Source organism: Arenimonas sp., assembly GCF_041913985.1.
GTDB lineage: Bacteria > Pseudomonadota > Gammaproteobacteria > Xanthomonadales > Xanthomonadaceae > Arenimonas.
Genome location: NZ_JAYSEG010000003.1, coordinates 1 through 24,968, shown reverse-complemented (window position 1 = coordinate 24,968; position 24,968 = coordinate 1). Strand labels below are relative to the sequence as shown.

The 24,968-nt window shown below is 71.8% G+C and carries 25 protein-coding genes, 1 tRNA gene and 1 pseudogene; 10 read left to right on the top strand and 17 right to left on the bottom strand.

All coding sequences use genetic code 11. The annotated features are described in order from the left end of the window. Positions 1–33: 33 nt before the first annotated feature. From ACE3Q2_RS01500 to ACE3Q2_RS01485, 4 genes are all read right to left on the bottom strand, one after another. Complete coding sequence (locus tag ACE3Q2_RS01500) at positions 34–510, bottom strand: regulatory protein RecX (RefSeq protein WP_231695695.1); 477 nt, start codon at positions 508–510, stop codon at positions 34–36. A 7-nt stretch (positions 511–517) separates the two neighbouring features. Next, positions 518–1,552: a recombinase RecA gene (gene recA, locus ACE3Q2_RS01495; protein WP_231695696.1), complete on the bottom strand. Its 1,035-nt coding sequence runs from the start codon at positions 1,550–1,552 to the stop codon at positions 518–520. A 124-nt stretch (positions 1,553–1,676) separates the two neighbouring features. After that, positions 1,677–2,306 (bottom strand): transcriptional repressor LexA, encoded by a 630-nt coding sequence (lexA, locus tag ACE3Q2_RS01490; RefSeq protein WP_374472260.1) that lies wholly within the window; start codon positions 2,304–2,306, stop codon positions 1,677–1,679. A gap of 55 nt (positions 2,307–2,361) precedes the next feature. Next, on the bottom strand, positions 2,362–2,868 hold the full coding sequence (locus tag ACE3Q2_RS01485) for a CinA family protein (RefSeq protein WP_231695780.1): 507 nt from the start codon (positions 2,866–2,868) through the stop codon (positions 2,362–2,364). Positions 2,869–2,947: 79 nt separating this feature from the next. Between ACE3Q2_RS01485 and ACE3Q2_RS01480 the strand changes: the two genes are divergently transcribed. The 3 genes from ACE3Q2_RS01480 to mutS all read left to right on the top strand — a co-directional run bounded on the left by ACE3Q2_RS01480 (position 2,948) and on the right by mutS (position 7,226). Beyond that, entirely contained in the window at positions 2,948–3,340 is a 393-nt protein-coding gene (locus tag ACE3Q2_RS01480) for a BlaI/MecI/CopY family transcriptional regulator (protein ID WP_231695698.1), read from the top strand. Continuing rightward, complete coding sequence (locus ACE3Q2_RS01475) at positions 3,330–4,535, top strand: TonB family protein (RefSeq protein WP_231695699.1); 1,206 nt, start codon at positions 3,330–3,332, stop codon at positions 4,533–4,535. Before ACE3Q2_RS01480 ends, ACE3Q2_RS01475 begins: the two co-directional genes overlap by 11 nt. A gap of 114 nt (positions 4,536–4,649) precedes the next feature. Further along, complete coding sequence (gene mutS / locus ACE3Q2_RS01470; protein WP_231695700.1) at positions 4,650–7,226, top strand: DNA mismatch repair protein MutS; 2,577 nt, start codon at positions 4,650–4,652, stop codon at positions 7,224–7,226. Here mutS and ACE3Q2_RS01465 read toward each other — a convergent pair. After that, complete coding sequence (locus ACE3Q2_RS01465) at positions 7,210–8,394, bottom strand: PLP-dependent transferase (protein ID WP_231695701.1); 1,185 nt, start codon at positions 8,392–8,394, stop codon at positions 7,210–7,212. The genes mutS and ACE3Q2_RS01465 overlap by 17 nt on opposite strands. A 94-nt stretch (positions 8,395–8,488) precedes the next feature. Between ACE3Q2_RS01465 and ACE3Q2_RS01460 the strand changes: the two genes are divergently transcribed. Then, positions 8,489–8,965 carry an Lrp/AsnC family transcriptional regulator gene (locus ACE3Q2_RS01460; RefSeq protein WP_374472256.1) on the top strand — a complete coding sequence of 159 codons (477 nt, stop codon included), beginning with the start codon at positions 8,489–8,491 and terminating at the stop codon, positions 8,963–8,965. Position 8,966: 1 nt separating this feature from the next. On the opposite strand, the gene ACE3Q2_RS01455 is transcribed toward ACE3Q2_RS01460, so the two are convergent. The 7 genes from ACE3Q2_RS01455 to ffh form a co-directional block, all read right to left on the bottom strand. Next, positions 8,967–9,386, bottom strand: a complete 420-nt coding sequence (locus tag ACE3Q2_RS01455) for an RNA-binding S4 domain-containing protein (protein WP_374472254.1) — start codon at positions 9,384–9,386, stop codon at positions 8,967–8,969. Positions 9,387–9,416: 30 nt separating this feature from the next. Beyond that, entirely contained in the window at positions 9,417–10,448 is a 1,032-nt protein-coding gene (locus ACE3Q2_RS01450; protein ID WP_374472252.1) for a hypothetical protein, read from the bottom strand. Between the two features lie 104 nt (positions 10,449–10,552). Further along, a complete protein-coding gene (rplS, locus tag ACE3Q2_RS01445) occupies positions 10,553–10,921 on the bottom strand; it encodes a 50S ribosomal protein L19 (protein WP_374472250.1) in 369 nt (122 codons plus the stop codon). Positions 10,922–11,034: 113 nt separating this feature from the next. Next, positions 11,035–11,793: a tRNA (guanosine(37)-N1)-methyltransferase TrmD gene (gene trmD, locus ACE3Q2_RS01440; protein WP_231695705.1), complete on the bottom strand. Its 759-nt coding sequence runs from the start codon at positions 11,791–11,793 to the stop codon at positions 11,035–11,037. Between the two features lie 14 nt (positions 11,794–11,807). Then, on the bottom strand, positions 11,808–12,314 hold the full coding sequence (rimM, locus tag ACE3Q2_RS01435) for a ribosome maturation factor RimM (protein ID WP_231695706.1): 507 nt from the start codon (positions 12,312–12,314) through the stop codon (positions 11,808–11,810). A 34-nt stretch (positions 12,315–12,348) separates the two neighbouring features. After that, positions 12,349–12,603, bottom strand: a complete 255-nt coding sequence (gene rpsP / locus ACE3Q2_RS01430; protein ID WP_043802440.1) for a 30S ribosomal protein S16 — start codon at positions 12,601–12,603, stop codon at positions 12,349–12,351. A 125-nt stretch (positions 12,604–12,728) separates the two neighbouring features. Beyond that, entirely contained in the window at positions 12,729–14,102 is a 1,374-nt protein-coding gene (gene ffh, locus ACE3Q2_RS01425) for a signal recognition particle protein (RefSeq protein WP_374472247.1), read from the bottom strand. A gap of 104 nt (positions 14,103–14,206) precedes the next feature. Between ffh and ACE3Q2_RS01420 the strand changes: the two genes are divergently transcribed. Further along, positions 14,207–15,004 (top strand): inner membrane protein YpjD, encoded by a 798-nt coding sequence (locus ACE3Q2_RS01420; protein WP_374472245.1) that lies wholly within the window; start codon positions 14,207–14,209, stop codon positions 15,002–15,004. Here the strand turns inward: ACE3Q2_RS01420 and radA are convergent, their stop codons facing one another. Then, positions 15,005–16,399: a DNA repair protein RadA gene (gene radA, locus ACE3Q2_RS01415; protein ID WP_231695708.1), complete on the bottom strand. Its 1,395-nt coding sequence runs from the start codon at positions 16,397–16,399 to the stop codon at positions 15,005–15,007. 136 nt (positions 16,400–16,535) lie between these two features. Here radA and lexA (ACE3Q2_RS01410) point away from each other — a divergent pair, with 136 nt between their 5' ends. The 4 genes from lexA (ACE3Q2_RS01410) to ACE3Q2_RS01395 are packed head-to-tail and all read left to right on the top strand — an operon-like array spanning position 16,536 to position 22,275. Then, complete coding sequence (lexA, locus tag ACE3Q2_RS01410) at positions 16,536–17,141, top strand: transcriptional repressor LexA (protein WP_231695709.1); 606 nt, start codon at positions 16,536–16,538, stop codon at positions 17,139–17,141. Between the two features lie 2 nt (positions 17,142–17,143). Next, a complete protein-coding gene (gene imuA, locus ACE3Q2_RS01405) occupies positions 17,144–17,764 on the top strand; it encodes a translesion DNA synthesis-associated protein ImuA (RefSeq protein ID WP_374472242.1) in 621 nt (206 codons plus the stop codon). Between the two features lie 12 nt (positions 17,765–17,776). After that, on the top strand, positions 17,777–19,195 hold the full coding sequence (locus ACE3Q2_RS01400) for a DNA polymerase Y family protein (RefSeq protein WP_374472240.1): 1,419 nt from the start codon (positions 17,777–17,779) through the stop codon (positions 19,193–19,195). Positions 19,196–19,197: 2 nt separating this feature from the next. Further along, entirely contained in the window at positions 19,198–22,275 is a 3,078-nt protein-coding gene (locus tag ACE3Q2_RS01395) for an error-prone DNA polymerase (protein ID WP_374472364.1), read from the top strand. Here ACE3Q2_RS01395 and ACE3Q2_RS01390 read toward each other — a convergent pair. Continuing rightward, on the bottom strand, positions 22,272–22,958 hold the full coding sequence (locus ACE3Q2_RS01390; RefSeq protein ID WP_231695712.1) for an SOS response-associated peptidase: 687 nt from the start codon (positions 22,956–22,958) through the stop codon (positions 22,272–22,274). The two genes, ACE3Q2_RS01395 and ACE3Q2_RS01390, sit on opposite strands and share 4 nt — an antisense overlap. Before the next feature lie 28 nt (positions 22,959–22,986). After that, positions 22,987–23,541 carry a hypothetical protein gene (locus tag ACE3Q2_RS01385; protein WP_231695713.1) on the bottom strand — a complete coding sequence of 185 codons (555 nt, stop codon included), beginning with the start codon at positions 23,539–23,541 and terminating at the stop codon, positions 22,987–22,989. Between the two features lie 241 nt (positions 23,542–23,782). Here ACE3Q2_RS01385 and ACE3Q2_RS01380 point away from each other — a divergent pair, with 241 nt between their 5' ends. Beyond that, positions 23,783–24,154, top strand: coding sequence for a hypothetical protein (locus tag ACE3Q2_RS01380; protein ID WP_231695714.1), 372 nt, complete (start codon positions 23,783–23,785; stop codon positions 24,152–24,154). A gap of 55 nt (positions 24,155–24,209) precedes the next feature. Here the strand turns inward: ACE3Q2_RS01380 and ACE3Q2_RS01375 are convergent. Next, positions 24,210–24,285, bottom strand: a tRNA-Thr gene (locus ACE3Q2_RS01375). Between the two features lie 36 nt (positions 24,286–24,321). After that, positions 24,322–24,726 (bottom strand): annotated as a pseudogene (ispH, locus tag ACE3Q2_RS01370) (4-hydroxy-3-methylbut-2-enyl diphosphate reductase); the annotation flags it as partial. Positions 24,727–24,968 lie beyond the last annotated feature (242 nt).

Below are 24,968 nucleotides of genomic sequence, written 5' to 3'. Positions count from 1 at the left end.
TACCAGCCCGGACGCGGGTTCCGGGGCGCCGATTCAGTCGTCGAGGGCGTCGTCGGGGGTGGCGCGCACGGCGCCCCAGGCACTTTCCTGGTCGAAGCCGCGGCGCAGGAGGAACTCGACGACCTTGCGGCGCCGTGCCGGGTCAGCCAGCTCGGCCGGCCGGTGCCGGCGCTCCACCTGCCGGCGGGCCAGAGCCGCCCAGTCGGTTTCACAGGCGGCCAGGGCGGCCTGGATGGCATCTTCCTTCAGGCCGTGCCCGGCGAGTTCGGCCCGGATGCGCACCGGGCCGTAACCGGCCGCGGCGCGGTCGCGGGCGAAGCTGGCGGCGAAGCGGTCGTCGTCCTGGTAACCCTGCCCGGCCAGCCGCTCGACGGCAGCCCGGGCCTCTTCCGGCTCGACCCCGCGCTGGGCCAGCTTGCGCGTAAGGTCGCGCCGGGAGTGTTCACGCCTGACCAGCAGGCCCAGGGCCCGCTGGTAGGCGTCGGCGCCGGGGCGCCCGGGGCCGGACATGCGCGGCTCAGGCCTCGGCCGGCTCGGCGTTCTCGTCGCCGATCACCAGGCCCGGCACGAACTTGTCGCGCAGCTTGGCCTCGAGTTCCTTGGCCACCGCCGGGTTGTCCTTGAGCCACTGGCGGGCGTTTTCCTTGCCCTGGCCGATGCGCTCGCCGTTGTAGCCGTACCAGGCGCCCGACTTCTCGATGAGCTTGGCATCCACGCCCATGTCGATCAGCTCGCCCTCGCGGCTGATGCCCTGGCCGTAGAGGATTTCGGTGACGATGACCTTGAACGGCGGCGCCATCTTGTTCTTGACCACCTTGATCTTGGTCTGGTTGCCGATGACCTCGTCGCCCTTCTTCACCGAGCCGATGCGGCGGATGTCCAAGCGCACCGAGGCGTAGAACTTGAGCGCGTTGCCGCCGGTGGTGGTTTCCGGGCTCTGGCCCGGCATCATCACGCCGATCTTCATGCGCAGCTGGTTGATGAAGATGACCATGCAGTTGCTGCGCTTGATGTTGCCGGTGAGCTTGCGCAGGGCCTGGCTCATAAGGCGGGCCTGAAGGCCCGGCAACTGGTCGCCCATTTCGCCTTCGATTTCGGCGCGCGGGGTGAGCGCGGCGACGGAGTCGACCACGACCATGTCCACCGAGTTCGAGCGCACCAGCATGTCGGCGATCTCGAGCGCCTGCTCGCCGGTGTCCGGCTGGCTGACCAGCAGGTCGTCGATGTTCACGCCCAGCTTGACGGCGTAGGTGGGGTCGAGCGCGTGCTCGGCGTCGATGAAGGCCGCCGTGCCGCCGGCCTTCTGGCACTCGGCGATGGCCTGCAGGGTGAGCGTGGTCTTGCCCGAGGATTCCGGACCGTAGATCTCGACGACGCGGCCCTTTGGCAGGCCGCCGATGCCGAGCGCGATGTCGAGCATCAGCGAACCGGTGCCGATGACTTCGGCCGGCTCGGTGCTCTTGTCGCCCATGCGCATGACGGCGCCCTTGCCGAACTGCTTTTCGATCTGGCTCAGGGCGGCGGTCAGGGCGCGCTTCTTGTTCTCGTCCATCGTGGTGCTCCTCGGGTGTTCGGTTTGGGTTGCGGCCAATCTAGGGGGTGAAGGTCTCACGGGCTGAGAACGCGCCATCAGCGGTGGAATGCCGGTGGCCGGGTCGGAAGAACGCCCGGCGCCCTCACCGGTTCGGCCTCACCAGGCCGCAATAAAGCCCCTCGACGGCAAAGTCCTGGTCGGGCTTCACCACGATGGGCGGGTAATCGGGGTTGCGGGGCAGCAGGCGGATGCCGTCCTTGCCCATTTTCAGCAGCTTGACCGTGATTTCGTCGTCGATGCGGGCGACCACGATCTGGCCGCTGCGCGCCTCGGAGGTGCGGTGCACGCCGATCAGGTCGCCGTGCAGGATGCCTTCGTCACGCATGGAATCGCCCTTCACGCGCAGCAGGTAGTCGGGCGCGGGGGAGAAGAACACGCGGTCGAGCAACACCATGTCGTGCACGCCGGCATCGGCGCCGATGGGCATGCCCGCCGCCACCTGGCCGAGCACCGGCAGGCGAAGCGGCGCGTCCCCGGCCGCCGGGACGAGGTCGGCGGCCGGGGACGTCACCAGTCGGATGCCCCGGGCCTGCCCGGGCACGCGGCGGATGGCGCCAGCCTGCTCGAGGGCCTCGAGGTGGTATTGGGCGGCACGCACGCCCTTGAAGCCGAAGGCGTGGGCGATCTCGACCTGGGACGGCGACGCCCCGTCGGCTTCGATGCGCTCTGCGATGAAGGCCAGGATGGCCTGCTGGGTGTCGGTGATGTCCATTAGTAGCAATACTACTAACGAACCCGGGCAGGGTGTCAAGCCCCGGCGGAAGGGCTCATCCGGCCAGCGCCAGCAGCCCGCGCAGGGAGGCGGCCACGGTCTGGCGGCGCACCGCCTCGCGGTCGCCTTCGAAGTGGAAGAGTTCGGCCTTGGGGTAGCCGCCGCGGCGCTTCCAGCCGATCCACACCGTGCCCACGGGCTTGCCCGGGGTGCCGCCGGTGGGGCCGGCGATGCCGGTGACCGCCACGGCGATGCTGGCGCCCGAAGTCACCAGCGCCCCCGAGACCATTTCCATCACCGTTTCGCGGCTCACGGCGCCGTGTTCGGTCAGCGTTTCCGGGCGCACGCCCAGCAGCGCCTGCTTGGCCTCGTAGCTGTAGGCCGCCATGCCGCAGTCGAACCAGGCCGAACAGCCCGGGATGTCGGTGACCATCTTGGCGATCCAGCCGCCGGTGCAGCTTTCGGCCGTGGCCAGCATCAGGTGGCGGGCCTGCAGCGCGGCGCCGACCTGTTCGGCCAGGGCGTGCAGTGCGGCGTCGTCGGGCAGCGCGGTGTCGTCCATCGGCCTAGGGTAAGCGCGGCGGCGGCGGGCGGCCATCCCGCCCGCTTGACAGCTTCGATTACGCGTGTAATCTGGCCCCATGATTACGAACGTAAACAAACAAATCCCCATCAGCGACGCCGAAAGCGTGGTCATGGAAGTGCTGTGGCAGCGCAGCCCCCGCTACGCCGAGGACGTGGTGGCCGAACTGGCCCAGGCGCAGCAGTGGCAGGAAGCCACCATCAAGACCCTGCTCAACCGGCTGCTGAATAAGGGCGCCATCCGGGCCGAGAAGGACGGCCGGCGCTACCGCTACCACCCGGTGCTCGAACGCGAGGCCTGGGTACACGGCCAGAGCCGCGGCCTGCTCGACCGCCTGTTCGACGGGCGGCTCGCGCCGATGGTGGCCCACCTGTCCGGCCAGCGCGCGCTGAGCCCGGAAGACATCGCCGAACTGCGGCGACTGCTTGAGGAGATCGACGATGGGAAGTGAATTCCTGCTGGCGCTGGTCGAAGCCACCCTCGCCACCTCGCTGGCCCTGCTCGCGGTGATGGCACTGCGCCGGCCGCTCCGGCGGTTCGCGGGTGCGCGGCTTGCCTATGCCGCGTGGGCCGCCGTGCCGCTGGCCGGCGTGGCCGTGATGCTGCCGGCTGCGCCTGCCGCCACCGTCGCAATGGCCGTAACGCCCTCGCCCCTGCGCCTTGCGGCAGCGGATGCCAGCCTGGTCTTGCAGCAGGCGGGCGCGGGCAATCCCTGGCTGGCGCTTTGGCTGGCCGGCGTCGTCGCAACCGCGGCGGTATTCGCGCTTCGGCAGTGGCGATTCCACCGCCAGCTTGGCGTGCGTGATTCGGATGGCGAAGACGACAGCGCACCGCTGGGCCCGGCCGTCATTGGCCTGTGGAGGCCCCGCCTCGTGCTGCCCACCGACTTCACCCGGCGCTATTCGCCGGAAGAACAGGCGCTGGTGCTCGAGCATGAACGCCAGCACCTGCAACGCGGCGACCTGCCCGCGCAGGCGCTGTGCTCGCTGCTGCGCTGCCTGTTCTGGTTCAACCCGCTGCTGCACGCGGCCGCCGCGCGTTTCCGCCTGGACCAGGAACTGGCCTGCGACGCCGCCGTGCTCGCCCGCCACCCCGACGCCCGCCGCCGCTACGGCGAGGTGATGCTCAAGACCCAGCTGGCGGACTTCGGCCTGCCGCTGGGTTGCCACTGGCAATCCAGCCATCCGCTCAAGGAGAGAATCGCCATGCTCAAGTCGCCCTTGCCTTCCGCCGGCCGCGCCCGCGTCGCCAGCGCCCTGATTGCCGCATCGATGGCCTTGGCCACGTTCGGCGCGTGGGCGGTGCAGCCTGCGGCGCCCGCCGCCAAGCCGCTGCGGGCCGTGCTCGATGAGGACGTGCTGACGCAGCCTAAATACCCGGCGTCAGCCAAGGAAGCGGGAATCGGCGGACTCGTCGTGCTGGAGGTGCTGATCGGCGACGACGGCGCGCCGCGCGAGATCAAGGTCAAGCGCTCCGAACCCGAGGGCGTCTTCGATGCCGCCGCCGTCGAAGCCGCGTGGCAGTGGCGGTTCAATGCCGGCCGCAATGGCAACCGCGGCCAGAAGGTCGAGGGCTGGGTGGTCGTCCCCGTGCAGTTTTCTCCCGACGGACCGCCGAAGGAAGAGGCCGCGCCCGTGCAGGGCTGAGGCTTGGGGGATTTCGAGAAAGGCCGGGCCCCGCGCCCGGCCTTTGCGTTTCCGCGCGGCCCGGCGCCCCGCCCGCTTCCGGCACAATAGGGCGATTCGACACGCCCGCAGCCCATGTCCGCCGACGCCCAGCCCCAGCACACGCCCCTGATGAAGCAGTTCTTCGCCGCCAAGGCGGAGTACCCAGACATCCTGCTGTTCTTCCGGATGGGCGACTTCTACGAGCTGTTCTACGACGATGCCCGCAAGGCGGCGCGGCTGCTGGACATCACGCTCACCCAGCGCGGCAGCTCGGGCGGCGCGCCCATCCCGATGGCCGGCGTGCCGGTGCATGCCTACGAGGGCTACCTCGCGCGCCTGGTGGCGCTGGGCGAATCGGTGGCCATCTGCGAACAGATCGGCGACCCGGCGCTGGCCAAGGGCCTGGTCGAACGCAAGGTGGTGCGCATCGTCACCCCGGGCACCGTCACCGACGAGGCCCTGCTGCAGGAGCGCCGCGACACCCTGCTGATGGCGGTGGCGCGCGGACGCACCGGCTTCGGCCTGGCCTGGGCGGATCTCGCCGGCGGCCGCTTCCTCGTTTCCGAAGTGGCCGACGAAGACCAGCTGGCCGCGGAAATCGCGCGCCTGGATCCCGCCGAACTGCTGCTGCCCGACGAAGACGGCCTGCCCGCCTTCCTGGCCACCCAGGCCGGCCTGCGCCGGCGCCCGCCCTGGGGCTTCGACACCGACGCCTGCCGGCGCCAGTTGCTGCGCTTCTTCAAGCTGCACGACCTGAGCGGCTTCGGCCTGGAGGACAAGCCGCTGCCCACCGCCGCCGCCGGCGCGCTGCTGGCCTACGTGGAGGAAACGCAGAAGCAGCAGCTGCCCCACCTCACCGCCATCGCCTTCGAATCGGCCGGCGACGGCATTGCGCTCAACGCCGCCACCCGCCGCCACCTCGAGCTCGACAGCCGCGCCGACGGCCGCACCGAACACACGCTGCTGGGCGTGCTCGACACCAGCGTCAGCCCCATGGGCGGCCGCCTGCTGCGCCGCTGGCTCAATCGCCCGCTGCGCGACCGGGCGGTGCTTGGCCAGCGCCACCACGCGGTGGCCGCGTTCGTCGAAACGGGCGTGCACGAGTCCCTGCGCGAGCGCTTCCGCGGCCTGGGCGACCTCGAGCGCATCCTCTCGCGCGTGGCCCTGCGCTCGGCGCGCCCACGCGACCTGAGCACGCTGCGCGACGGCCTGGCCCTGCTGCCCGACCTGCGCGCGCTGCTGGCGCCGGTCGATTCACCGCGCCTGGCCACGCTGGCCGCCGAACTGGGCGAACACACCGAGGCCGCCGCCCTGCTCGCCCGCGCCATCGTGCCGCAGCCGCCGGTGCTGATGCGCGACGGCGGCGTCATCGCCGAAGGCTTCGACGCCGAGCTCGACGAACTGCGCATGCTGTCCACCAACGCCGACCAGTTCCTGGTGGACCTGGAAGCCCGCGAACGCGCCGCCACCGGCATCGCCACGCTCAAGGTCGGCTACAACCGCGTGCACGGCTATTTCATCGAGATCAGCAAGGGCCAGTCCGAGCGCGCGCCCACGCACTACACCCGCCGCCAGACGCTGACCGGCGCCGAGCGCTACATCACCGAGGAGCTCAAGGCCTTCGAGGACAAGGTGCTGAGCGCGCGCGAGCGTTCGCTGGCGCGGGAAAAGGGCCTGTACGAGGCCCTGCTCGACACGCTCAACCAGTCGCTGGAGCCGCTCAAGCGCTGCGCCGCCGCGCTGAGCGAACTGGACGTGCTGGCCGCCTTCGCCGAACGCGCGCAGGCGCTGGACTGGTCGCGCCCCGAGCTCACCGACGCGCCCGGCCTGCGCATCGAGCGCGGCCGCCACCCGGTGGTCGAGGCCGTGCGCTCCGAACCCTTCGAGCCCAACGACCTGGTGCTGGACGAAAACCGCCGCATGCTGGTCATCACCGGCCCGAACATGGGCGGCAAGAGCACCTACATGCGCCAGAACGCGCTGGTGGTGATCCTGGCGCACATCGGCAGCTTCGTACCGGCGGCGCGCGCGGTGATCGGCCCCATCGACCGCGTGCTCACCCGCATCGGCGCCGGCGACGACCTGGCGCGCGGCCAGTCCACCTTCATGGTGGAAATGGCCGAGACCAGCTACATCCTGCACCACGCCACGGCGCAGTCGCTGGTGCTGATGGACGAGATCGGCCGCGGCACTTCCACCTACGACGGCCTGGCCCTGGCCGAGGCCTGCGCGCGCCACCTGGCGCAGGCGAACCGCGCCTACACGCTGTTCGCCACCCACTACTTCGAACTGACCGCGCTGGCCGAGCCGGGCAGCGGCATCGCCAACGTGCACCTGGACGCGATCGAACACGGCGACCGCCTGGTGTTCATGCACGCGGTGAAGGATGGCCCCGCCAACCGCAGCTTCGGCCTGCAGGTGGCGGCGCTGGCCGGCCTGCCGCGAACGGTGGTGGACCAGGCCCGGCGCACGCTGGCCGAGCTCGAGCAGCGCGGCGCGCCGCAGGCCGTGGCCACCATGAGCCCGGCGGCGCTGGACGCGCCGCAGCAGGCCAGCCTGTTCGCACCGGCGCCTTCGGCCGCGCTCGAGGCGCTGGACGCCATCGACCCCGACGAACTGACGCCGAAGCAGGCGCTCGAGGCGCTCTACCGGCTCAGGCAGCTGCGCTGAGGCGGGCGGCGTCGAGGGCCTGGGCCAGGTCGGCCCACAGGTCCTCGACGGCTTCGATGCCCACCGACAGGCGCAGCAGGCCCGGGCCGATGCCGCTGGCCAGGCGCGCCTCGGGGTCCACCACGCGGTGGGTCAGGCCGGCCGGATGCTGGATCAGCGTGTCCACCGAGCCCAGGCTCACCGCCGGCGTCATCAGCCGCACCTTCGCCATCACCGCCGCCGCGGCCGCGTAACCGCCGCGCAGGTCGATCGCCATCAGGCAGCCGGGGCCGGCCATCTGCGTGCCCACCAGGTGCGCGTTGCGCACCGTGCCCAGGCCGGGGAAATGCACGCGCGCCACGTCGGCACGTTCCGCCAGCCGGTTCGCCAGCACGATGGCGTTGGCTTGCGCGCGTTCCACGCGCAGCGCCAGCGTCGGCAGGCCGCGGTGCAGCAGGTAGGCGCCCAGCGGGTGCAGCAGCGCGCCGGTGGCCGCGCGCACCGTGCGCAGCGGCCGCGCGCGTTCTTCGCTGCAGCAGACCACGCCGGCGATGACGTCGCCGTGGCCGCCCAGGAACTTGGTGGCGCTGTGCAGCACGTAGGCCGCGCCCAGCGCCGCCGGGCGCTGCAGCACCGGCGTGGCGAAGGTCGAGTCCACCAGCACCGGCACCGCTCCCGCGGCGGCCACGACGGCGCGGACGTCGACCAGGTCGAGCGTGGGATTGGCCGGCGTCTCGATGATCACCAGCGCGGTGTCGGCGCGCAGGCGCGCGGCGATGTCGCCGGCGTCCACGAACTCGGCCTCCAGGCCGCAGAGGCCCGAGGCCAGGAGGTGGTCGGAGGTCCCGTACAGCGGGCGCACCACCAGCACGTGGCCGCCGCGGCTGCGCGCGTCCATCAGCACCGCGGTCAGCGCGGCCATGCCCGAGCCGTAGGCCACGCAGGCTTCGGTGCCCTCGAGCGCGGCCAGCGCCTGCTCCACCCGCCCCACGGTCGGGTTGTGCAGGCGCGCGTAGATGGGGTTGGCCGCGCTGGCGGCGCCACCCACCAGCGCGTCGAAGCTTTCGGTGCCCACGCCCAGGTCGGCCACCGGGTAGGTGGTGGACAGGTCGATCGGCGGCGCGTGCACGCCCAGTTCGGCGAACTCGTCGCGGCCGGCGTGGACGGCCAGGGTTTCGATGCGGGGCATGGCGGCAGGCTCCTGGGCAGGTGCCCGGCACTATGGCTTAGACTCCGGGCAGGTTCGGCCAGGCCGAACACTATTTCCGAAACGGGGGCCTTCCATGCATCTTGACCGAACGGACTTCGCCATCCTGCGCCTCTTGCGGAAGAATGCGCGGATCCCCAACAAGGATCTGGCCGAGCGCGTGGGCGTGGCGCCCTCGACCGCGCTCGAGCGGGTGCGGCGCCTGCGCGAGGCCGGGGTACTGCTGGGCTACCACGCCGAGATCGCCCCCGCCGCGGTCGGCATCGGCCTGCAGGCCATGGTGGCGGTACGGCTGGCGCGGCACTCGCGGCCGCAGGTGGAGGCCATCCACGCGCACCTGATGGCCCTGCCCGAGGTGCTGTGCCTGTACCACGTGGCCGGCGCCGACGACTTCCTGGTGCACGTGGGCGTGCGCGACAGCGACCACCTGCGCGACTTCGCGATGTCGGCGCTCACCAGCCGCGAGGAAGTGGCGCACATCGAGACGCACCTGATCTTCGCGTTCCAGCGCGCGCCCGACCTGCCGGTCTACGCGGCGGCCACGGAAAGCTGAGTCAGAGCGCGTCGAGGTCGCCCAGGGCCTGGATCAGGCGGCGGGCGCGCTTGTCGGGCTTGGTCAGCGGCGGGCGGTAGCCGGTGGCAGCGGCGCGGCGTTCGGCGGCGGCCTTCAGGCGGGCTTCGCGCGAAGCTTCGGTTTCGGCGTACAGCGCCTGCGCCACCGGCGCGGAGCCGCGGCGGTCGCTGGTGCCCAGCACCTGCACTTCGAACACGTCGTCGCCGCGGCGCACCAGCAGCGATTCACCGGCGCGCACGGCGCGCGAGGGCTTGGCGCCCTGCCCGGCCACCTGCACCTTGCCGCCCTCGATGGCCTGCTTGGCCAGGGCGCGGGTCTTGAAGAAGCGGGCCGCCCAGAGCCAGACGTCGAGGCGGACGGTGTCGGCCGCGACGGCGGCCTGGGGGGAAGCGTGGACCATGCGCCATGCTACGACCGGGCCGGCCGCGCCTCAATCGGCGTTTTCCGGCAGCGCCGCCATGATCCGCCGCGCCAGTTCGAGCGAACGCGGCGCGGCGAGGCCGCCGAAACGGTCGTCGAGTGCGGTCAGCGCATTCCTGGCGCCGGGCGCGTCGCCGCGGGCGAGCTGGTTTTCCACCGCGTCCAGCGCCGTCGTCACTTCCGCATCCAGGGCCTGCGCGCAGGCGCCGTCCGCCTCCGCCGGCAGCGGCGTCTCGAGCTGCGCCAGCGCCGTGGCCAAGGCGCGGCCGTCGGGCACCCAGTGGTCGAGCCGGGGCGGGCCGAAGCCGCTGACGCCGGCGAAGCACAGCGATTCCAGCCGCGCGCGCGATTCGGCGTCGTTGCGGCGGTTGGGCAGGTCCAGGCTGCCGCTCACCAGCACGAAACGGCTGCGCTGGCGGGCCAGGTCGAGCAGCTCGCGCGGCGGCGGCGGCAGCCGGTTTTCGCCCACCACCACGCTGCCGGCGAACTGCAGGCTGCCGCGGAACACGTCCGGCCAGGCGATGGCGATGCGCTGCGCCAGCCGCGCGCCGCCGGAAAAACCACCCACGTAGACGCGTTCCGGATCGATGGCGAAGTTCGCGGTCGCGTACTGGTGCGCATGCAGGGCCAGCGGGATGCGGCGGCCGATGACGTCGGCGTCGTTGCCGGCCTTGCGCGGCATCGCCACGATCAGGCCGCGCTTCCCGAGCGCGGCATGCCAGTCGCGCGGCAGCGGGAACGCGTCGGCGGGCGGGATGAAGACCAGCAGGCCGTAGCCGCCGGGCGGCGCCTGCTTCGGCACGAAAAGCTCCACCGAATCGGCGCCGGGCACGAAGGCTTCGGGCGCCAGCCGGCGGCCATCGGCCTGCAGGAAGCGGTGCACGTCCTCGGCCGAGAGCGGGCTGAGCAGCCTGCGGGAAAACTCCTCGCCACTGACGAGCGGCGAGGCTTCGCGCAACAGCTGCGTGGCGGGCTCGGGCGACGCGGCGGCGGGCGCCACCAGCGCGGCGGACAGCAATACGAGGGCAAGGGACGGGCGCATCGGCCCAGCCTGCGAGGGCCTTGCCCGGCCCGCAAGCGACGTTGGTCATGCCCCAACGCAAACGGCCGCCCGGAGGCGGCCGTTTGGCGGTGCTGCAGCGGGGATTACTCGGCCGAACGGGCAGCCAGGTCTTCCTTGATGCGCGCCTTCTTGCCTTCCAGGTTGCGCAGGTAGTACAGCTTGCCCTGGCGGACCTTGCCGCGGCGCTTGACGGTGACCGAGTCGATCACGGCGCTGTGGGTCTGGAACACGCGCTCGACGCCGAAGCCGTGCGAGATCTTGCGCACGGTGAAGGCCGAGTTCAGGCCGGCGTTCTTGATCGCGATGACCACGCCTTCGTAGGCCTGCACGCGCTCGCGGTTGCCTTCCTTGACCTTCACGTTGACGACGACGGTGTCGCCCTGCGAGAACTTCGGCAGCTCGCGCTTGATCTGCTCGGCCTCGAACTGCTGCAGCAGCTTGTTGATGCTCATGATGCTTACGCCTCTGATGGTTGTTTTAGTGCGTGCCAGAGGCCCGGGAACCGTGCTTGGCTGATCGTGGAGCCGCGCAGTATACCCGCGCAAGCCCTTGAAAGGGAAGCGGTTCAGCCCTTCGGCGGGTTCGCCGCCCGCCACTGGGCGATGAACTCGGCCAGCAGGGCCCGGTCGGCCTTGCCCAGGCTGGCCCGGGCCAGCAGGTCGGGCCGGCGCAGCCAGGTGCGGCCCAGGGACTGCTGCCGGCGCCAGCGGGCGATGGCGGCGTGGTCGCCCGACAGCAGCACGGGGGGCACCCCTTCCGTGCCGGTGGCCTCGGACCGGGTGTAGTGCGGGCAGTCGAGCAGGCCGTCCTCGAAGCTGTCCTGGGCGGCGGAATCGGCGTGGTTGAGCGCGCCCTCCTGCAGCCGGCCCACTGCGTCCACCAGCACCGCCGCGGCCAGTTCGCCGCCCGAGAGCACGTAGTCGCCGATGGACAGTTCCTCGTCCACCTCGCGTTCGATGAAGCGCTCGTCCAGGCCCTCGTAGCGGCCGCAGAGCAGCACCAGCCGCGGCAGCGCGGCCAGTTCGCGCACCCTGGCCTGGGTCAGGCGCGGGCCCTGGGGGCTGAGGTAGATGACCCGGGCCTGGGCCGGGTCGGCGGCCTTCGCCGCGGCCAGGCAGGCCCCCAGGGGCTCGGCCAGCATCAGCATGCCGGGGCCGCCGCCGAAGGGGCGCTGGTCCACCCGGCGGTAGTTGTCGGTGGCGTAGTCGCGCGGGTTCCAGCCGTGCACCGACAGCAGCCCGCGCTCCTGCGCGCGGCCCACCACGCCCAGCGCGGCGCTGTCGCGGATGAAATCGGGGAACAGGGTGACGACGTCGATGCGCATGGCGCGCCGCGGACTCAGAAGTCCGGGTCCCAGTCGACCACGACCTTGCCGGCGTCGAAATCGACCGAGGTGATGTATTGCCCGGTGACGAAGGGGATCAGGCGCTCGCGCTCGCCGGAAACGACCATGACGTCGTTGGCGCCGGTTTCGAACAGGTGCGAGACGGTGCCCAGGGCCACGCCCTCGGTGGTTTCCACCTTCAGGCCTTCCAGGTCCACCCAGTAGTACTCGCCCGGCGCCGGGGGCGGCAGGCGGTCGCGCGGCACCCAGATCTCGGTGCCGTTCATGGCCTCGGCCAGTTCCCGGGTGTCGACGCCCGGGAAGGTGGCGATGACCGCCTTGCCGGTGTCGCGGCCACGCACGCCCGACACCTCGCGCTCGGTGTCACCGGAGCGGAGGATCCAGGGTTGGTAGCGGAACAGGGCGTCGCGGGGCTCGGTCCAGGAAAGGAGCTTGAGCTCGCCCCGGACGCCGAAGGCGCCGGCGACCCTGCCCAGCAGGATGCGGCGCCCGGTATTCATGCCATCGGGCCTCGCGCGGGGCGAGGCCGGGACCTCAGGCCGCGGCCTTGGCCGAGACTTCCTTCACCAGCGCGCTGACCTTCTCGGTCAGCTGGGCGCCGTGGGAAACCCAGTGCTTGACGCGCTCGGTGTCGAGCTCGACGCGCTTTTCGTTGCCCTGGGCAACCGGGTTGTAGTAACCCACGCGCTCGATGGAACGGCCGTCGCGCTTGTTGCGCTGGTCGGTCACGACGATGTGGTAGAAGGGGCGCTTCTTGGCGCCGCCGCGGGTCAGACGGATCTTGACCATGTCGGTTTGCTCTGCAGTTCTTGGACGGTGATCCGGACAGCAAAGCCGGCCGGGGAATCGCGGATTCTAGCTGGTTTGGGGCCCCGAAGGGAAGCTTTCGGGCCTGAAGGCCCTCCCACAGGGCCTCAGCGGCCCGGGAAGCGGCCGGGGAAACCGCCGCCCATCATGCCCTTCATGCCCCGGAGCAGGCCCTTCATGCCGCCCTGGGAGAGCTTGGACATCATCTTTTCCATCTGCTGGTACTGCTTGAGCACCTTGTTCACGTCGGCCGGAGTGGTGCCCGAGCCGCGGGCCACGCGGGCCCGGCGCGAACCGTTCAGGAGGCCCGGGTTGCGGCGCTCCTTCTTGGTCATGGAATTGATGATGGCCACCATGCGCGGCACTTCCTTGCCGGTGACCTGGTTCTTCACGTGCTCGGGCACCTGGCCCATGCCCGGCAGCTTGTCCATGAGGCCGTGCAGGCCGCCCATGTTCTGCATCTGCTCGAGCTGGTCGCGCATGTCGTTGAGGTCGAACTTCTTGCCCTTGGCGACCTTCTCGGCGAGCTTGGCGGCCTTGTCCTTGTCGACCTGCGCCTCGACCTGCTCCACCAGCGACAGCACGTCGCCCATGTCGAGGATGCGACCGGCGGCGCGGTCGGGATGGAACACGTCCAGGCCGTCGGGCTTCTCGCCCACGCCCACGAACTTGATCGGCTTGCCGGTGATGTAGCGCACGCTCAGCGCGGCGCCGCCGCGGGCGTCGCCGTCGGTCTTGGTGAGCACCACGCCGGTGAGCGGCAGCGCCTCGGAGAAGGCCTTGGCGGTGTTGGCGGCGTCCTGGCCGGTCATGGCGTCGACCACGAACAGCGTTTCCACCGGGTTCACGGCGGCGTGCAGGGCCTTGATCTCGGCCATCATCGCGTCGTCGATGGCCAGGCGGCCGGCGGTGTCCACCAGCAGCACGTCGACGAAGCTCTTGCGGGCGTCGTCGATGGCGGCGCGCACGATGGCCTCGGGCTTCTGGTCGGCGCTGGACGGGAAGAACAGCACGTCCACCTGCCGGGCCAGGGTGCGCAGCTGCTCGATGGCGGCCGGGCGGTAGACGTCGGCCGACACCACCATGACCTTCTTCTTTTTCTTTTCCTTCAGGTGCTTGGCGAGCTTGCCCACGGTGGTGGTCTTGCCCGCGCCCTGCAGGCCGGCCATCAGGATGACCGCCGGCGCCGGCACGTTGAGGTTCAGGTCGCTGGCGGCCGAGCCCATGACGGCGGCCATCTCGTCGCGCACGACCTTGATCAGGGCCTGGCCGGGGGTGAGGCTGGTGAGCACTTCCTGGCCGACGGCGCGGGCCTTGATGCGCTCGACCAGGGCCGAGACCACGGGCAGCGCCACGTCGGCCTCGAGCAGGGCGATGCGCACCTCGCGGGTGGCCTCGCGGATGTTTTCCTCGGTCAGGCGGCCGCGGCCGCGCAGGCGCTGGAGGGTGCCGGAAAGGCGCTGGGTCAGCGACTCGAACATGGGATCGGGGTCTTGCCTGGTGGGCCGCGAAGTATAGCGCGGGCGGCCGGGGCCCCTCGCCGGCGGCGGTTCTCGGCCCCGGGGGCGTGTGCGAAACTGCGCGGATGCCCGCCCTCGTCCTCAGCCTGCTCGCCGTCACCCTGTACGCCCTTGCCAGCCACCAGCTGGCCGGCCACGCGCAGGGCCCGAACCCGCCGCCGCGGCGCTGGCTGGGGCTGGCGGTGCCGGCCCTGCTGATGCACGCCGGCGTGCACCTGCTGGCCTGGCGACTGCTCGGCGGCCCGGACCTGCACTTCTTCGCGGCGCTGTCGCTGGTGGGCCTGGGCATGGCCGCGCTCACCACGGCGCTGGGGCCGGCACAGCGCATCGAGGCGCTGGGCATCATCGTGTTCCCGCTGGCCTCGCTGGTGCTGCTGGCCTACGCCTTCCTCGGCGGCAGCCCGGCCCGCCAGGACCTGGGCTGGCCGCTGCAGTTGCACGCGCTGCTGGCCCTGCTGGCCTATGCCACGCTGGCGGTGGCCACCCTGCTGGCCCTGATGCTGTGGTTCCAGGACCGCGCCCTGCGCCAGCGCCACTTCGGCGGCGCGCTGCGCCTGCTGCCGCCGCTGACGCAGATGGAAACGCTGCTGTTCCGCAGCCTGGGCGCCGGCTTCGTGCTGCTCAGCCTCACCCTGCTCACCGGCGTGCTGTTCGTGGACGACCTGTTCGCGCAGGGGCTGGGGCACAAGACCGTGCTGTCGATCCTGTCGTGGGTGGTGCTGGCGGTGCTGCTGTTCGGCCGCTGGCGCTGGGGCTGGCGCGGCCCGCGCGCGGCCAAGCTCACCCTGACCGCGATGGCCCTGCTGCTGCTGGCCTTCTTCGGCAGCAAGTTCGTGTACGAACTGGTGCTGCACCGCGCCTGATCATTCGGCGGCGGCCTCGAGGGCCTCGGAGAGGCGCTCGACGGCGATGACTTCCAGGTCCTTGTAGGCACCCTTCTTCGGCGCGTTGGCGCGCGGCACGATGGCGCGCCTGAAGCCATGCGTGGCGGCTTCCTTCAGGCGTTCCTCGCCGTTGGGCACGGGGCGGATCTCGCCGCTCAGGCCCACTTCGCCGAAGGCAATGGTCTTCTCGGCCAGCGGCCGGTCGCGCAGCGAGCTGAGCACCGCCAGCAGCACGGGCAAATCGGCCGCGGTTTCCTGCACGCGGATGCCGCCGACCACGTTCACGAACACGTCCTGGTCGAACACGCCGACGCCGCCGTGCCGGTGCAGCACGGCCAGCAGCATGGCCAGGCGGTTCTGCTCCAGGCCCAGCGCCACGCGGCGCGGGTTGGCCAGCGGGGACTGGTCGACCAGCGCCTGCACTTCCACCAGCAGCGGCCGCGTGCCCTCGCGCGTGACCATCACGGCGCTGCCCGGCTGCGCCGTGCTCGAACCCGACAGGAAGATGGCCGAAGGGTTCGGCACCTCGCGCAGGCCCTTGTCGCCCATGGCGAACACGCCCAGCTCGTTCACCGCGCCGAAGCGGTTCTTGAAGGCGCGCAGCACGCGGAAGCGGCTGCCGGCCTCGCCTTCGAAATACAGCACCGCGTCGACCATGTGCTCGAGCACGCGCGGGCCGGCGATGCCGCCTTCCTTGGTGACGTGGCCGACCAGGAACACCGAGGTGCCGGTTTCCTTGGCGAAACGCACCAGTTTGGCGGCGCTCTCGCGCACCTGGCTGACCGAACCGGGCGCGGCGGTAAGCAGTTCGCTCCAGAGCGTCTGGATGGAGTCGGCCACCAGCAGGCGCGGCGACGGCTTCGCAGAAGCGGCCTGGGCGAGGATTTTCTCGACGCAGGTTTCGGCCAGGGCGTGCAGGTTGTCGAGCGGCAGGCCCAGGCGCTGGGCGCGGCCCGCCACCTGGGCCAGGCTTTCCTCGCCAGTGACGTACAGCGCCGGCACCCGCGCCGACATCAGCGCCAGCGCCTGCAGCAACAACGTGGACTTGCCGATGCCCGGGTCGCCGCCGACCAGCACCACCGAGCCCTCCACCAGGCCGCCGCCGAGCACGCGGTCGAGCTCGCCGATGGTGGTGGAGACGCGTACCTCGGCCTCCTGGCTGACGTCCTTGAGCGCAGTGACGCCGGCGGCTTCCGGCCGCCCGGCCCAGCCGCCGTGGCGGGCCGCCGGGGCGGCGCCCTTGCCGGCGCTGGCGGGTTCGATGACGAACTCGCTCATCGTGTTCCAGGCCCCGCATTCGCCGCACTGGCCCTGCCACTTGCCGGAGGAGGCGCCGCATTCGCTGCAGACGTAGGCGGTCTTGGCTTTGGCCATGGGAAGCACTCTCGGAGGGGACGGGAACTTTAGCCGGGTGGCGTCTCAGCCCGTGAGCCAGGGGCCCGGCAGGCTGCTCCCCACGCCCGGCGACGGGGGACTGGCCGGGACAATGGATACCACATATATTTGTGCCATGGATACCCTCACCGACCGCCAGCAGGCCATCCTCGACTTCATCACCGCCCAGGTCGCCCGCGACGGCCTGCCGCCCACCCTGGCCGAAATCGCCCGGGAATTCGGCTTCCGGCAGGCACGTTCGGCCCAGGCCCACCTGCAGGCGCTGGAAGCCAAGGGCGCGCTCACCCTGCTGCCCGGCAAGTCGCGCGGCATCCGCCTGGCCAGCCTGCCCGCGCCGGCGCATTCGCTGTCGCTGCCGGTGCTGGGCAAGGTGGCCGCCGGCGAACCCATCGGCGACCCCGAGTTCGAGGGCCACCTGCTGCTCGACCGCGCGCTGTTCTTCCCCCGCCCCGACTACCTGCTGCGGGTGAAGGGCGACTCCATGCGCGACGACGGCATCTTCAACGGCGACCTGATCGCCGTGCACCGCACGCCCGAGGCCGGCGACAACCAGATCGTGGTGGCGCGCCTGGATGGCGAACTCACCGTCAAGCGCCTGCGCCGGCGCAAGGACCGCATCACCCTGCTGCCGCGCAACCCCGACCACGCGCCCATCGAAGTGCCGCCCGGCGCGGTGTTCGCCATCGAGGGCGTGTACTGCGGCCTGGTGCGCCGGGGCTGAGCATGGGCGCCGTGCTTTCCCTCGACACCCTGCTGGCCGGCCGCCGGCTCTGGCGCGGCCAGCCCGGTGGCCCACCCGCGCCGGCGCGCGAACCCACGGGCCACGCCGCGCTCGACGCCGCCCTGCCCGCCGGCGGCTGGCCCGAGGCCGCGCTGGTGGAACTGCTCATCCCCGCCGACGGCGTGGGCGAACTGGCCCTGCTGCTGCCCACGCTGGCGCGGCTCACCTGCGCCGGCCGCGAGCTGGCCTGGGTGGACCCGCCCTACCGCCCCTACGCCCCGGCCCTGGCCCGCGCCGGCATCGACCTCAGCCGCCTGCACGTGGTGGACACCGGCGGCCGGCAAACCGCCTGGGCGCTGGAGCAGTGCCTGCGCAGCCAAGCCTGCGGCGCCGTGCTGGGCTGGCCGCCGCGCGCCGACGACAAAACCCTGCGCCGCCTGCAGGTGGCCGCGGAAACCGGCCAGGCCCTGGGCTTCCTGTTCCGGCCGCTGGCGGCGGCGCGCAACGCCTCGCCCGCGGCACTGCGGCTGCAGTTCGAAGCCGGCGCGCTGCGCGTGCTCAAGTGCCGCGGCGGCCACCCGCCCGCGGCGCCGGTGCCCTGGGCGCCGGCCGCGCTGCACTGATGCCGGCCCGCCGTGCTCTGGGCCGCCATCCACCTGCCGCGACGGGCGCTCGACGCCGCGCTCCGGCGCCAGCCTGACCCCCTGGCGCCGCTGGCCCTGGCCGAGGGCCCGGCGCAGCGGCGCGTGGTGGCCATGGCGAACGACTCGGCGCGCGCCGCCGGCGTGCAGCCGGGCCAGCCGCTGGCGGCGGCGATGGCGCTGTGCCCGAAGCTCGCCGTGCTGCCCTGGGACGAGGCCGAGTCCACCCGCCTGCTCGACCTCGCCTGCGCCTGGGCCTACCGCTATTCCGGCCAGGTCTGCCGCGACGAGGCCGACACGGTGTGGCTGGAAGTGGGCGGCAGCCTGGGCCTGTTCGGGCCCTGGCCGCGCTTCGAGCGCCTGTTGCGCGACGACCTGCGCGCGCTGGGCCTGGCGCACGCGCTGGCGGTGGCGCCGACGCCGCTGGGCGCGCTGTGCCTGGCCAGACACCAGGACGGCCTGGCCGTGCGCGACGCCGCCCAGCTGCGGCGCGCGCTCGACGCCCTGCCGCTGGCGCACGCGCCGTTCGACGCACGCACCCGCGAAGCCCTGGCCAGCCTGGGCGTGCGCCGGCTGCGGCAATTGTTCGCGCTGCCGCGCGCGGGCCTGCGCCGGCGCTTCGGCGCGGGCCTGCTGGAAGTGCTCGACCGGCTCACCGGCGACGCGCCCGACCTGCGCCCCTGCTACCAGCCGCCGGACGTGTTCGAGGCGCGCTTCGAATTCGACGACGAGGTGCGCTACCACACCGGCCTGCTGTTCCCGCTGAAGCGCCTGCTGGGCGACCTGTGCGCCTTCCTGGTCGGCCGCGACGGCGGCGTGCAGCGCTTCGAGCTGGTGTTCGAACACGACCTGCGCCCGCCCAGCGCGCACGTGGTGGGCGCCATGGCGCCCGAGCGCGACCCGGCGCGGCTGTTCGAACTGGCGAAGCTGGTGCTCGAACGCGAACCCATCCCCGCACCGGTGCGCGCCTTCGGCCTGCGCGCCGCGGAGTTGCCGCCGTTCGTGCCGGCCGGGCGCGACCTGTTCGAGGCGCGGCCGGCCAGTGCGCTCGACTGGCCGGCGCTGCAGGCGCGGCTGCAGGCGCGGCTGGGCGAAGACGCGGTGTACCAGTGGGCACCGCACGCCGACCCGCGCCCCGAGCGCGCGCAGCGGCGCGTGCGCGAACTGCGCGGGCGCTTCCTGGCGCCGCCGCCGCTGCCGCGCCCGGCCTGGCTGCTCGAGCGCCCCATCCCGCTGCGCGGCCCGGCGCCGCGGCTGCTGGCCGGGCCCGAGCGCATCGAGTCGGGCTGGTGGGACGGCGACGACGTGCGCCGCGACTACTACGTCGCCGAAACCGCCGCCGGCCAGCGCGCCTGGGTGTTCTGCGCGGCCGGCGAACGCGGGCCCTTCATGCTGCACGGCTGGTTCGCGTGAGCCTGCCCGCTTATGCCGAACTGCACTGCCTGAGCCACTTCAGCTTCGGGCGCGGGGCCTCGGGCGCGCGCGAGCTGTTCGAGAGGGCGAAGCAGCAGGGTTACGCCGCGCTGGCGATCACCGACGAGGCCACGCTGGCCGGCATCGTGCGCGCCTGGGAAGCCTCGAAGGCCACCGGCCTGCCGCTCATCGTCGGCAGCGAAATCCAGCTCGACGACGGCCTGCGCTGCGTGCTGCTGGTGGAAGACGAGGCCGGCTACCGGCGCCTGTGCGAACTGGTCACCGCCGGCCGCCGGCGCAGCGCCAAGGGCGAATACCGGCTGGCGCGCGCCGACCTCGCCGGCGGCACCGACGGCCTGCTGGCGCTGTGGCTGCCCGGCGCCACGCCCGACGAGGGCGAAGGCGCCTGGCTGCGCGAACGTTTCCCCGGCCGCTGCTGGCTGGCGGTGGAACTGCACCGCGGCCCCGACGACGCCGCGCGGCTGGCCCGGCTGCAGGCGCTGGCCGCGGCGCTGGGCCTGCCGGCCGTGGCCACCGGCGACGTGCACATGCACGTGCGCGGCCGGCGCGCGCTGCAGGACGTGCTGGCCGCCACCCGCCAGCGCCTGTGCATCGCCGAGGCCGGCGCGCACCTGTTCCCCAACGGCGAGCGCCACCTGCGCACGCGCCGGGCGCTGGCCGCCATCTATCCGCAGGCGTTGCTCGAGGAAAGCCTGCGCATCGCCGCGCGCTGCCGCTTCGACCTGGGCAAGCTGCAGTACCGCTACCCGCGCGAGCTGGTGCCGGAAGGCGAAACGCCGACGAGCTGGCTGCGGACGCTGACCGAACAAGGCATGGCACGGCGCTGGCCCGAAGGCGCGCCTGGGAAAGTTCGACGGCAAATCGACGAAGAACTCGCGCTCATCGCCGAGCTCGAATACGAGGCCTTCTTCCTCACCGTGCACGACGTGGTGGTGTTCGCGCGCGGCCAGGGCATCCTGTGCCAGGGCCGCGGCTCGGCGGCGAACTCGGCGGTGTGCTTCGCGCTGGGCATCACCGAGGTGGACCCGGCGCGGATGAACCTGCTGTTCGGGCGCTTCCTGTCGCGCGAGCGCAACGAGCCGCCGGACATCGACGTGGACTTCGAGCACGAGCGGCGCGAGGAGGTCATCCAGTACCTCTACCGAAAGTACGGCCGAGAGCGCGCCGCGCTGGCCGCCACCGTCATCTGCTACCGCGGCAGGAGCGCGGTGCGCGACGTGGCCCGCGCCCTGGGCCTGCCGCCCGACCAGGTGGACCAGCTCAGCCGCTGCTTCGCCTGGTGGGACGGCGAGGCCGACATGGAGCAGCGCGTGCGCGAACGCGGCTTCGACCCGGAATCACCGGTGCTGCGCCGCGTGCTGGCGCTCACCCGGCAGCTGCTCGACGCGCCGCGGCACCTGAGCCAGCACGTCGGCGGTTTCGTCATCTCCGACGAACCCCTGCACCACCTGGTGCCGGTGCAGAACGCCGCCATGCCCGGGCGCACCATCATCGAGTGGGACAAGGACGACCTGGAATCGCTGGGCCTGCTGAAGGTGGACTGCCTGGCGCTGGGCATGCTCACGGCGGTGAGCAAGTGCCTGGCCCTGCTGCGTACGCACCGCGGCCGCGACCTGACGCCGGCCACCATTCCGGCCGAAGACCCGGCCACCTACGCCATGATCCAGAAGGCCGACACCGTGGGCGTGTTCCAGGTGGAATCGCGCGCGCAGATGGCCATGCTGCCGCGGCTCAGGCCGCGTACCTTCTACGACCTGGTGGTGCAGGTGGCCATCGTCCGGCCCGGGCCCATCCAGGGAAAGATGGTGCATCCCTACCTGCAGCGGCGGCAGGGCCTGGAGCCGGTGACCTACCCGTCGGCGGCGCTGGAGGAAGTGTTCCGGCGCACGCTGGGCGTGCCGCTGTTCCAGGAACAGGTGATGCAGGTGGCCATCGTCGCCGCCGGCTTCTCGCCCGGCGAGGCCGACGAACTGCGGCGCGGCATGGCGGCCTGGAAACGCCGCGGCGGGCTCGACCATTTCCGCCAGCGCCTGTTCGACGGCCTGGCCGCCAACGGCTACGACACCGATTTCGCCGAACGCATCTTCGAGCAGATCCGCGGCTTCGGCAGCTACGGCTTCCCGGAATCGCACGCGGCCAGCTTCGCGCTCATCACGTACGTGAGCTGCTGGCTCAAGTGCCACGAGCCGGCGGCCTTCACCTGCGCGCTGATGAACTCGCAGCCGCTGGGCTTTTATTCCAACAGCCAGCTGGTGCAGGACGCGCGCCGGCACGGCATCGCGGTGCGGCCGGTGGACGTGCGCCACAGCCGCTGGGACAACACGCTCGAACCCTGGCCCGGCGACGCCGCGCGGCAGCCGGCGCTGCGGCTGGGCCTGCGCGAGGTGTCGGGCCTGCCGGCCGCCGCGGCCGAAGCCCTGGTGGCGGCGCGCGCGACGCGGCCCTTCGCCGACGTGCCCGACCTGTGCCACCGCGCCGGCCTGGACGAACGCGCACGTGCCCTGCTGGCCGAGGCCGGTGCGCTCAAGGGCCTGGCCGGGCACCGGCACCGGGCGCGCTGGGCGGTGGGCGGCGTCGAGGCGCAGCTGCCGCTGTTCGAGACCTCGCCGCGCGAGGACGCCGTCACCCTGCCCGTGCCCACCGCCGGCGAAGACCTGCTGGCCGACTACGCCCGCCTCGGCCTGAGCCTGGGGCCGCACCCGCTGGCCCTGTTGCGCCGGCAGCTGGCCGCGCGCCGCTACCGCCGCTCGCGCGAACTGCGCGAACTGCCGCACGGCAGCCGCGTGCGCGCCGCCGGCCTGGTCACCATGCGCCAGCGCCCCGAAACCGCCAGCGGCACCACCTTCGTCACGCTCGAGGACGAGGACGGCATGGTGAACGTGGTCATCTGGCGCGACCTGGGCGAACGCCAGCGGCGCGTGCTGCTCGAATCGCGCCTGCTGGGCGTGGAAGGCCGCTGGGAAACCGTGGACGGCGTGTACCACCTCATCGCCAACCGCCTGCACGACGAAAGCCCGCTGGCGGCCAGCCTGCGCACGGCCTCGCGCGACTTCCGCTAGCCGGCGCCACGCGCCACCGGCTCCACCAGCGAGGCGCCCTGGTGGCGCGGGTTGCCCACCGCCGCCGACACCGGGTACACGGTGAGCGGCACTTCCGACGGCGCCAGCCAGGCCTGCGCCTCGTGCACCGAGCCCTGCAGCCAGGCCACCCAGCCTTCCTCGGGCAACACCTGCGGCTGGCGGTCGTGCACCCGGCGCACCTCGCCCCGGGCCTCGGTGGTGACCACGGTGTAGGTGGCCACGCCGCGGCCCTCGGCGTCGGTCCAGCGCGACCACAGCCCGGCGAACATCATCGGGTTGTCGCCGGCCTTGGAGCGCAGGAAATAAGGCTGCTTGCGCTTGCCGCCCTCGTCCACCCATTCGTACCAGCCCGTAACCGGCACCAGGCAACGCTGGCCGTGCCGCCAGGCATCGCGGAAAGCCGGCTTCTCCGCCAGCGATTCGGCGCGGGCGTTGATGGTGGAATACGCCAGCTTCGGATCGCGCGCCCAATGCGGCAGCAGCCCCCAGCGCATGGATTCCAGCCCCGGCCCGCCGGCGCCGGCCACCACCACCGGGTTCACCAGGCTGGGCGCGATGTTGTAGTGCGCGAATCCAGCCAGCGGGTTGACCACGTGGTCCACGAACCCGGGCACGAGGTTGCCGGCATTGAAGGGGCCGAACAGGGCATAGCGTGCGCACATGCCCCCCAGTCTAGCCCCGCCGGGCCGGCTAGCGTCCCTCCGGCGCCGGGCGGTCCGGGTCCAGGCTGCACTGCGTGGAGGCTTCCTGGCTGTAGCCCACCAAGACCCAGCGGCCATCGACGCGCTCATAGGTGGCGGTGGTGCGGCGGCCACTGTCGCAACTGTCGATGACCATGATGGAGCCCTCGGGCGCATTGGTGCCCGGCGCCGGATCGCCGCAGCCCACGATCACGCATTCCTTGGCCGACAGCGGTGCGGGCTCCGGCGCCCAGGCACCGGGGCCGGCCGGCACCAAACGGCACTGGCGGGTTTCCAGCGTCACCGAAAAGCCCATCGGCCGCGCCGGAAGCCGCTTGGGCTCGATGCCCCGCGCGTGGCGCGGGCCACTGCCCAGCTCCACGTCCAGCCAGGCCAGCACGGCATGGAAATCGGCGTCGGCACGCGTGTAGAGCTTGTGGCTGGTTTCCACGGTGCAGCGCTCGAGGGGCGTGGCACGCACCGGTTCGCGCGCACCCGCCGGCATCGAAAGCCCCGCCATGAGCGCCAGCACCACGCCTGCGACCGCATATTGCCGCTTGTCCATCGTTGTTCCTCCTTGGTCCGCCATCGGACGAACCAAGGATCGCCAGCAGCAAGCGGTGACGCCGTAGGAAAACCACCACTCCCGTGGTCAACCATTTGCGTGAGCCACGTCGCCGAAGAGAAAAATTCCCGCTGCGGTGGAAGAACTCCGCCGCAATACTCGGTTGGCGGAATCACTCCGCGATGGACCGGATGCCTTCGAGGGGTTGGCGCCGGGCCAACGAACACCAACAGGGGAATTCATGAACGGCAAACACATCTTCGCCGCGGCGCTCGCCGTGGCGGTCGCCTCGGGCTGCGCCAGCAATTCGAAGGACATCTCGACGCAGTACGTCAGCCCGCTGCAGTACAAGGACTACGAGTGCGACAGCCTCGCGATGGAAATGTCGCGCGTTTCGCGCCGCGTCGGCGAACTGCAGGCCTCCATCGACAAGAACGCCAAGCAGGACAAGGTGGCGACCGGCGTCGGCCTGGTGCTGTTCTGGCCGGCCCTGTTCTTCATCGACGGCGACACCCCGGAAGCGGCGGAGTACGCGCGGCTCAAGGGCGAGTTCGAAGCCATGCAGACGGCGGCCAACCAGAAGAAGTGCTCGATCGACGTCCAGCAGGGCTGAGCCCGGCCCGGGACCCGAAAAAGAAAAACCCGCCGGAAGGCGGGTTTTTCCATACTGGTGCCGGAAACAGGAGTCGAACCTGCGACCTACGCATTACGAATGCGCCGCTCTACCAACTGAGCTATTCCGGCGGAAGGCGGGAATTCTAGGCGGCGGGGCCGCCCGGGTCAATTTACGAGGCTGATGCGCAGTTCCCTGGGCAGGGCGAAGACCACGTTTTCCGGCTCGCCCTCCAGGTGGTCCACCCCGGTGGCGCCCAGCTCGCGCAGGCGCTGCACCACGCCCTGCACCAGCACTTCCGGGGCCGAGGCGCCCGCCGTCACGCCCACCCGGGCCGCGCCGGCCACCCAGGCCGGGTCGATGCACTCGGCGCCGTCGATCAGGAAGGCGCGGGCGCCCTGCTTCTCGGCCAGCTCGCGCAGGCGGTTGGAGTTGGAGCTGTTCACCGAGCCCACCACCAGCACCACCTCGCACTTCCCGGCCAGGATGCGCACGGCGTCCTGGCGGTTCTGGGTGGCGTAGCAGATGTCGTCGTGCTTCGGGCCCTGGATGGCCGGGAAGCGCGCCTTGACTCACTACCGCGACCATGTTGATGCGCGACCAAAATTGACCACCCCTGCGCGTTGAAAATTGACCAGGGCATGGACCCGGGGGATTCCAGCCCCGGGGTTGTTCGCAGTGTAGCCTCAGCCGCCGGTTTCAGTGACCGGTTCGGCATCCTCCTTTGCCTGTTGCACCCGGGCCTGCTCCCGGGCCCGGATTGAATCGCCCCGGCTTCTCCGGAGGCCATTTCGTTTGAGTCACGCCGCGATGG

Coding starts and splice junctions, on each gene's coding strand:
- ACE3Q2_RS01500 (WP_231695695.1), bottom strand. CDS start 510: ATGTCCGGCCCCGGGCGCCCCGGCGCCGACGCCTACCAGCGGGCCCTG.
- imuA (WP_374472242.1), top strand. CDS start 17,144: ATGGGCGCCGTGCTTTCCCTCGACACCCTGCTGGCCGGCCGCCGGCTC.
- ACE3Q2_RS01475 (WP_231695699.1), top strand. CDS start 3,330: ATGGGAAGTGAATTCCTGCTGGCGCTGGTCGAAGCCACCCTCGCCACC.
- ACE3Q2_RS01465 (WP_231695701.1), bottom strand. CDS start 8,394: ATGCCCCGCATCGAAACCCTGGCCGTCCACGCCGGCCGCGACGAGTTC.
- ACE3Q2_RS01485 (WP_231695780.1), bottom strand. CDS start 2,868: ATGGACGACACCGCGCTGCCCGACGACGCCGCACTGCACGCCCTGGCC.
- rimM (WP_231695706.1), bottom strand. CDS start 12,314: ATGAATACCGGGCGCCGCATCCTGCTGGGCAGGGTCGCCGGCGCCTTC.
- ACE3Q2_RS01480 (WP_231695698.1), top strand. CDS start 2,948: ATGATTACGAACGTAAACAAACAAATCCCCATCAGCGACGCCGAAAGC.
- rplS (WP_374472250.1), bottom strand. CDS start 10,921: ATGAGCATCAACAAGCTGCTGCAGCAGTTCGAGGCCGAGCAGATCAAG.
- trmD (WP_231695705.1), bottom strand. CDS start 11,793: ATGCGCATCGACGTCGTCACCCTGTTCCCCGATTTCATCCGCGACAGC.
- ACE3Q2_RS01385 (WP_231695713.1), bottom strand. CDS start 23,541: ATGGACAAGCGGCAATATGCGGTCGCAGGCGTGGTGCTGGCGCTCATG.
- ACE3Q2_RS01390 (WP_231695712.1), bottom strand. CDS start 22,958: ATGTGCGCACGCTATGCCCTGTTCGGCCCCTTCAATGCCGGCAACCTC.
- ACE3Q2_RS01380 (WP_231695714.1), top strand. CDS start 23,783: ATGAACGGCAAACACATCTTCGCCGCGGCGCTCGCCGTGGCGGTCGCC.
- ACE3Q2_RS01460 (WP_374472256.1), top strand. CDS start 8,489: ATGCATCTTGACCGAACGGACTTCGCCATCCTGCGCCTCTTGCGGAAG.
- ffh (WP_374472247.1), bottom strand. CDS start 14,102: ATGTTCGAGTCGCTGACCCAGCGCCTTTCCGGCACCCTCCAGCGCCTG.
- ACE3Q2_RS01420 (WP_374472245.1), top strand. CDS start 14,207: ATGCCCGCCCTCGTCCTCAGCCTGCTCGCCGTCACCCTGTACGCCCTT.
- radA (WP_231695708.1), bottom strand. CDS start 16,399: ATGGCCAAAGCCAAGACCGCCTACGTCTGCAGCGAATGCGGCGCCTCC.
- lexA (WP_374472260.1), bottom strand. CDS start 2,306: ATGGACATCACCGACACCCAGCAGGCCATCCTGGCCTTCATCGCAGAG.
- recA (WP_231695696.1), bottom strand. CDS start 1,552: ATGGACGAGAACAAGAAGCGCGCCCTGACCGCCGCCCTGAGCCAGATC.
- mutS (WP_231695700.1), top strand. CDS start 4,650: ATGTCCGCCGACGCCCAGCCCCAGCACACGCCCCTGATGAAGCAGTTC.
- ACE3Q2_RS01455 (WP_374472254.1), bottom strand. CDS start 9,386: ATGGTCCACGCTTCCCCCCAGGCCGCCGTCGCGGCCGACACCGTCCGC.
- lexA (WP_231695709.1), top strand. CDS start 16,536: ATGGATACCCTCACCGACCGCCAGCAGGCCATCCTCGACTTCATCACC.
- ACE3Q2_RS01450 (WP_374472252.1), bottom strand. CDS start 10,448: ATGCGCCCGTCCCTTGCCCTCGTATTGCTGTCCGCCGCGCTGGTGGCG.
- rpsP (WP_043802440.1), bottom strand. CDS start 12,603: ATGGTCAAGATCCGTCTGACCCGCGGCGGCGCCAAGAAGCGCCCCTTC.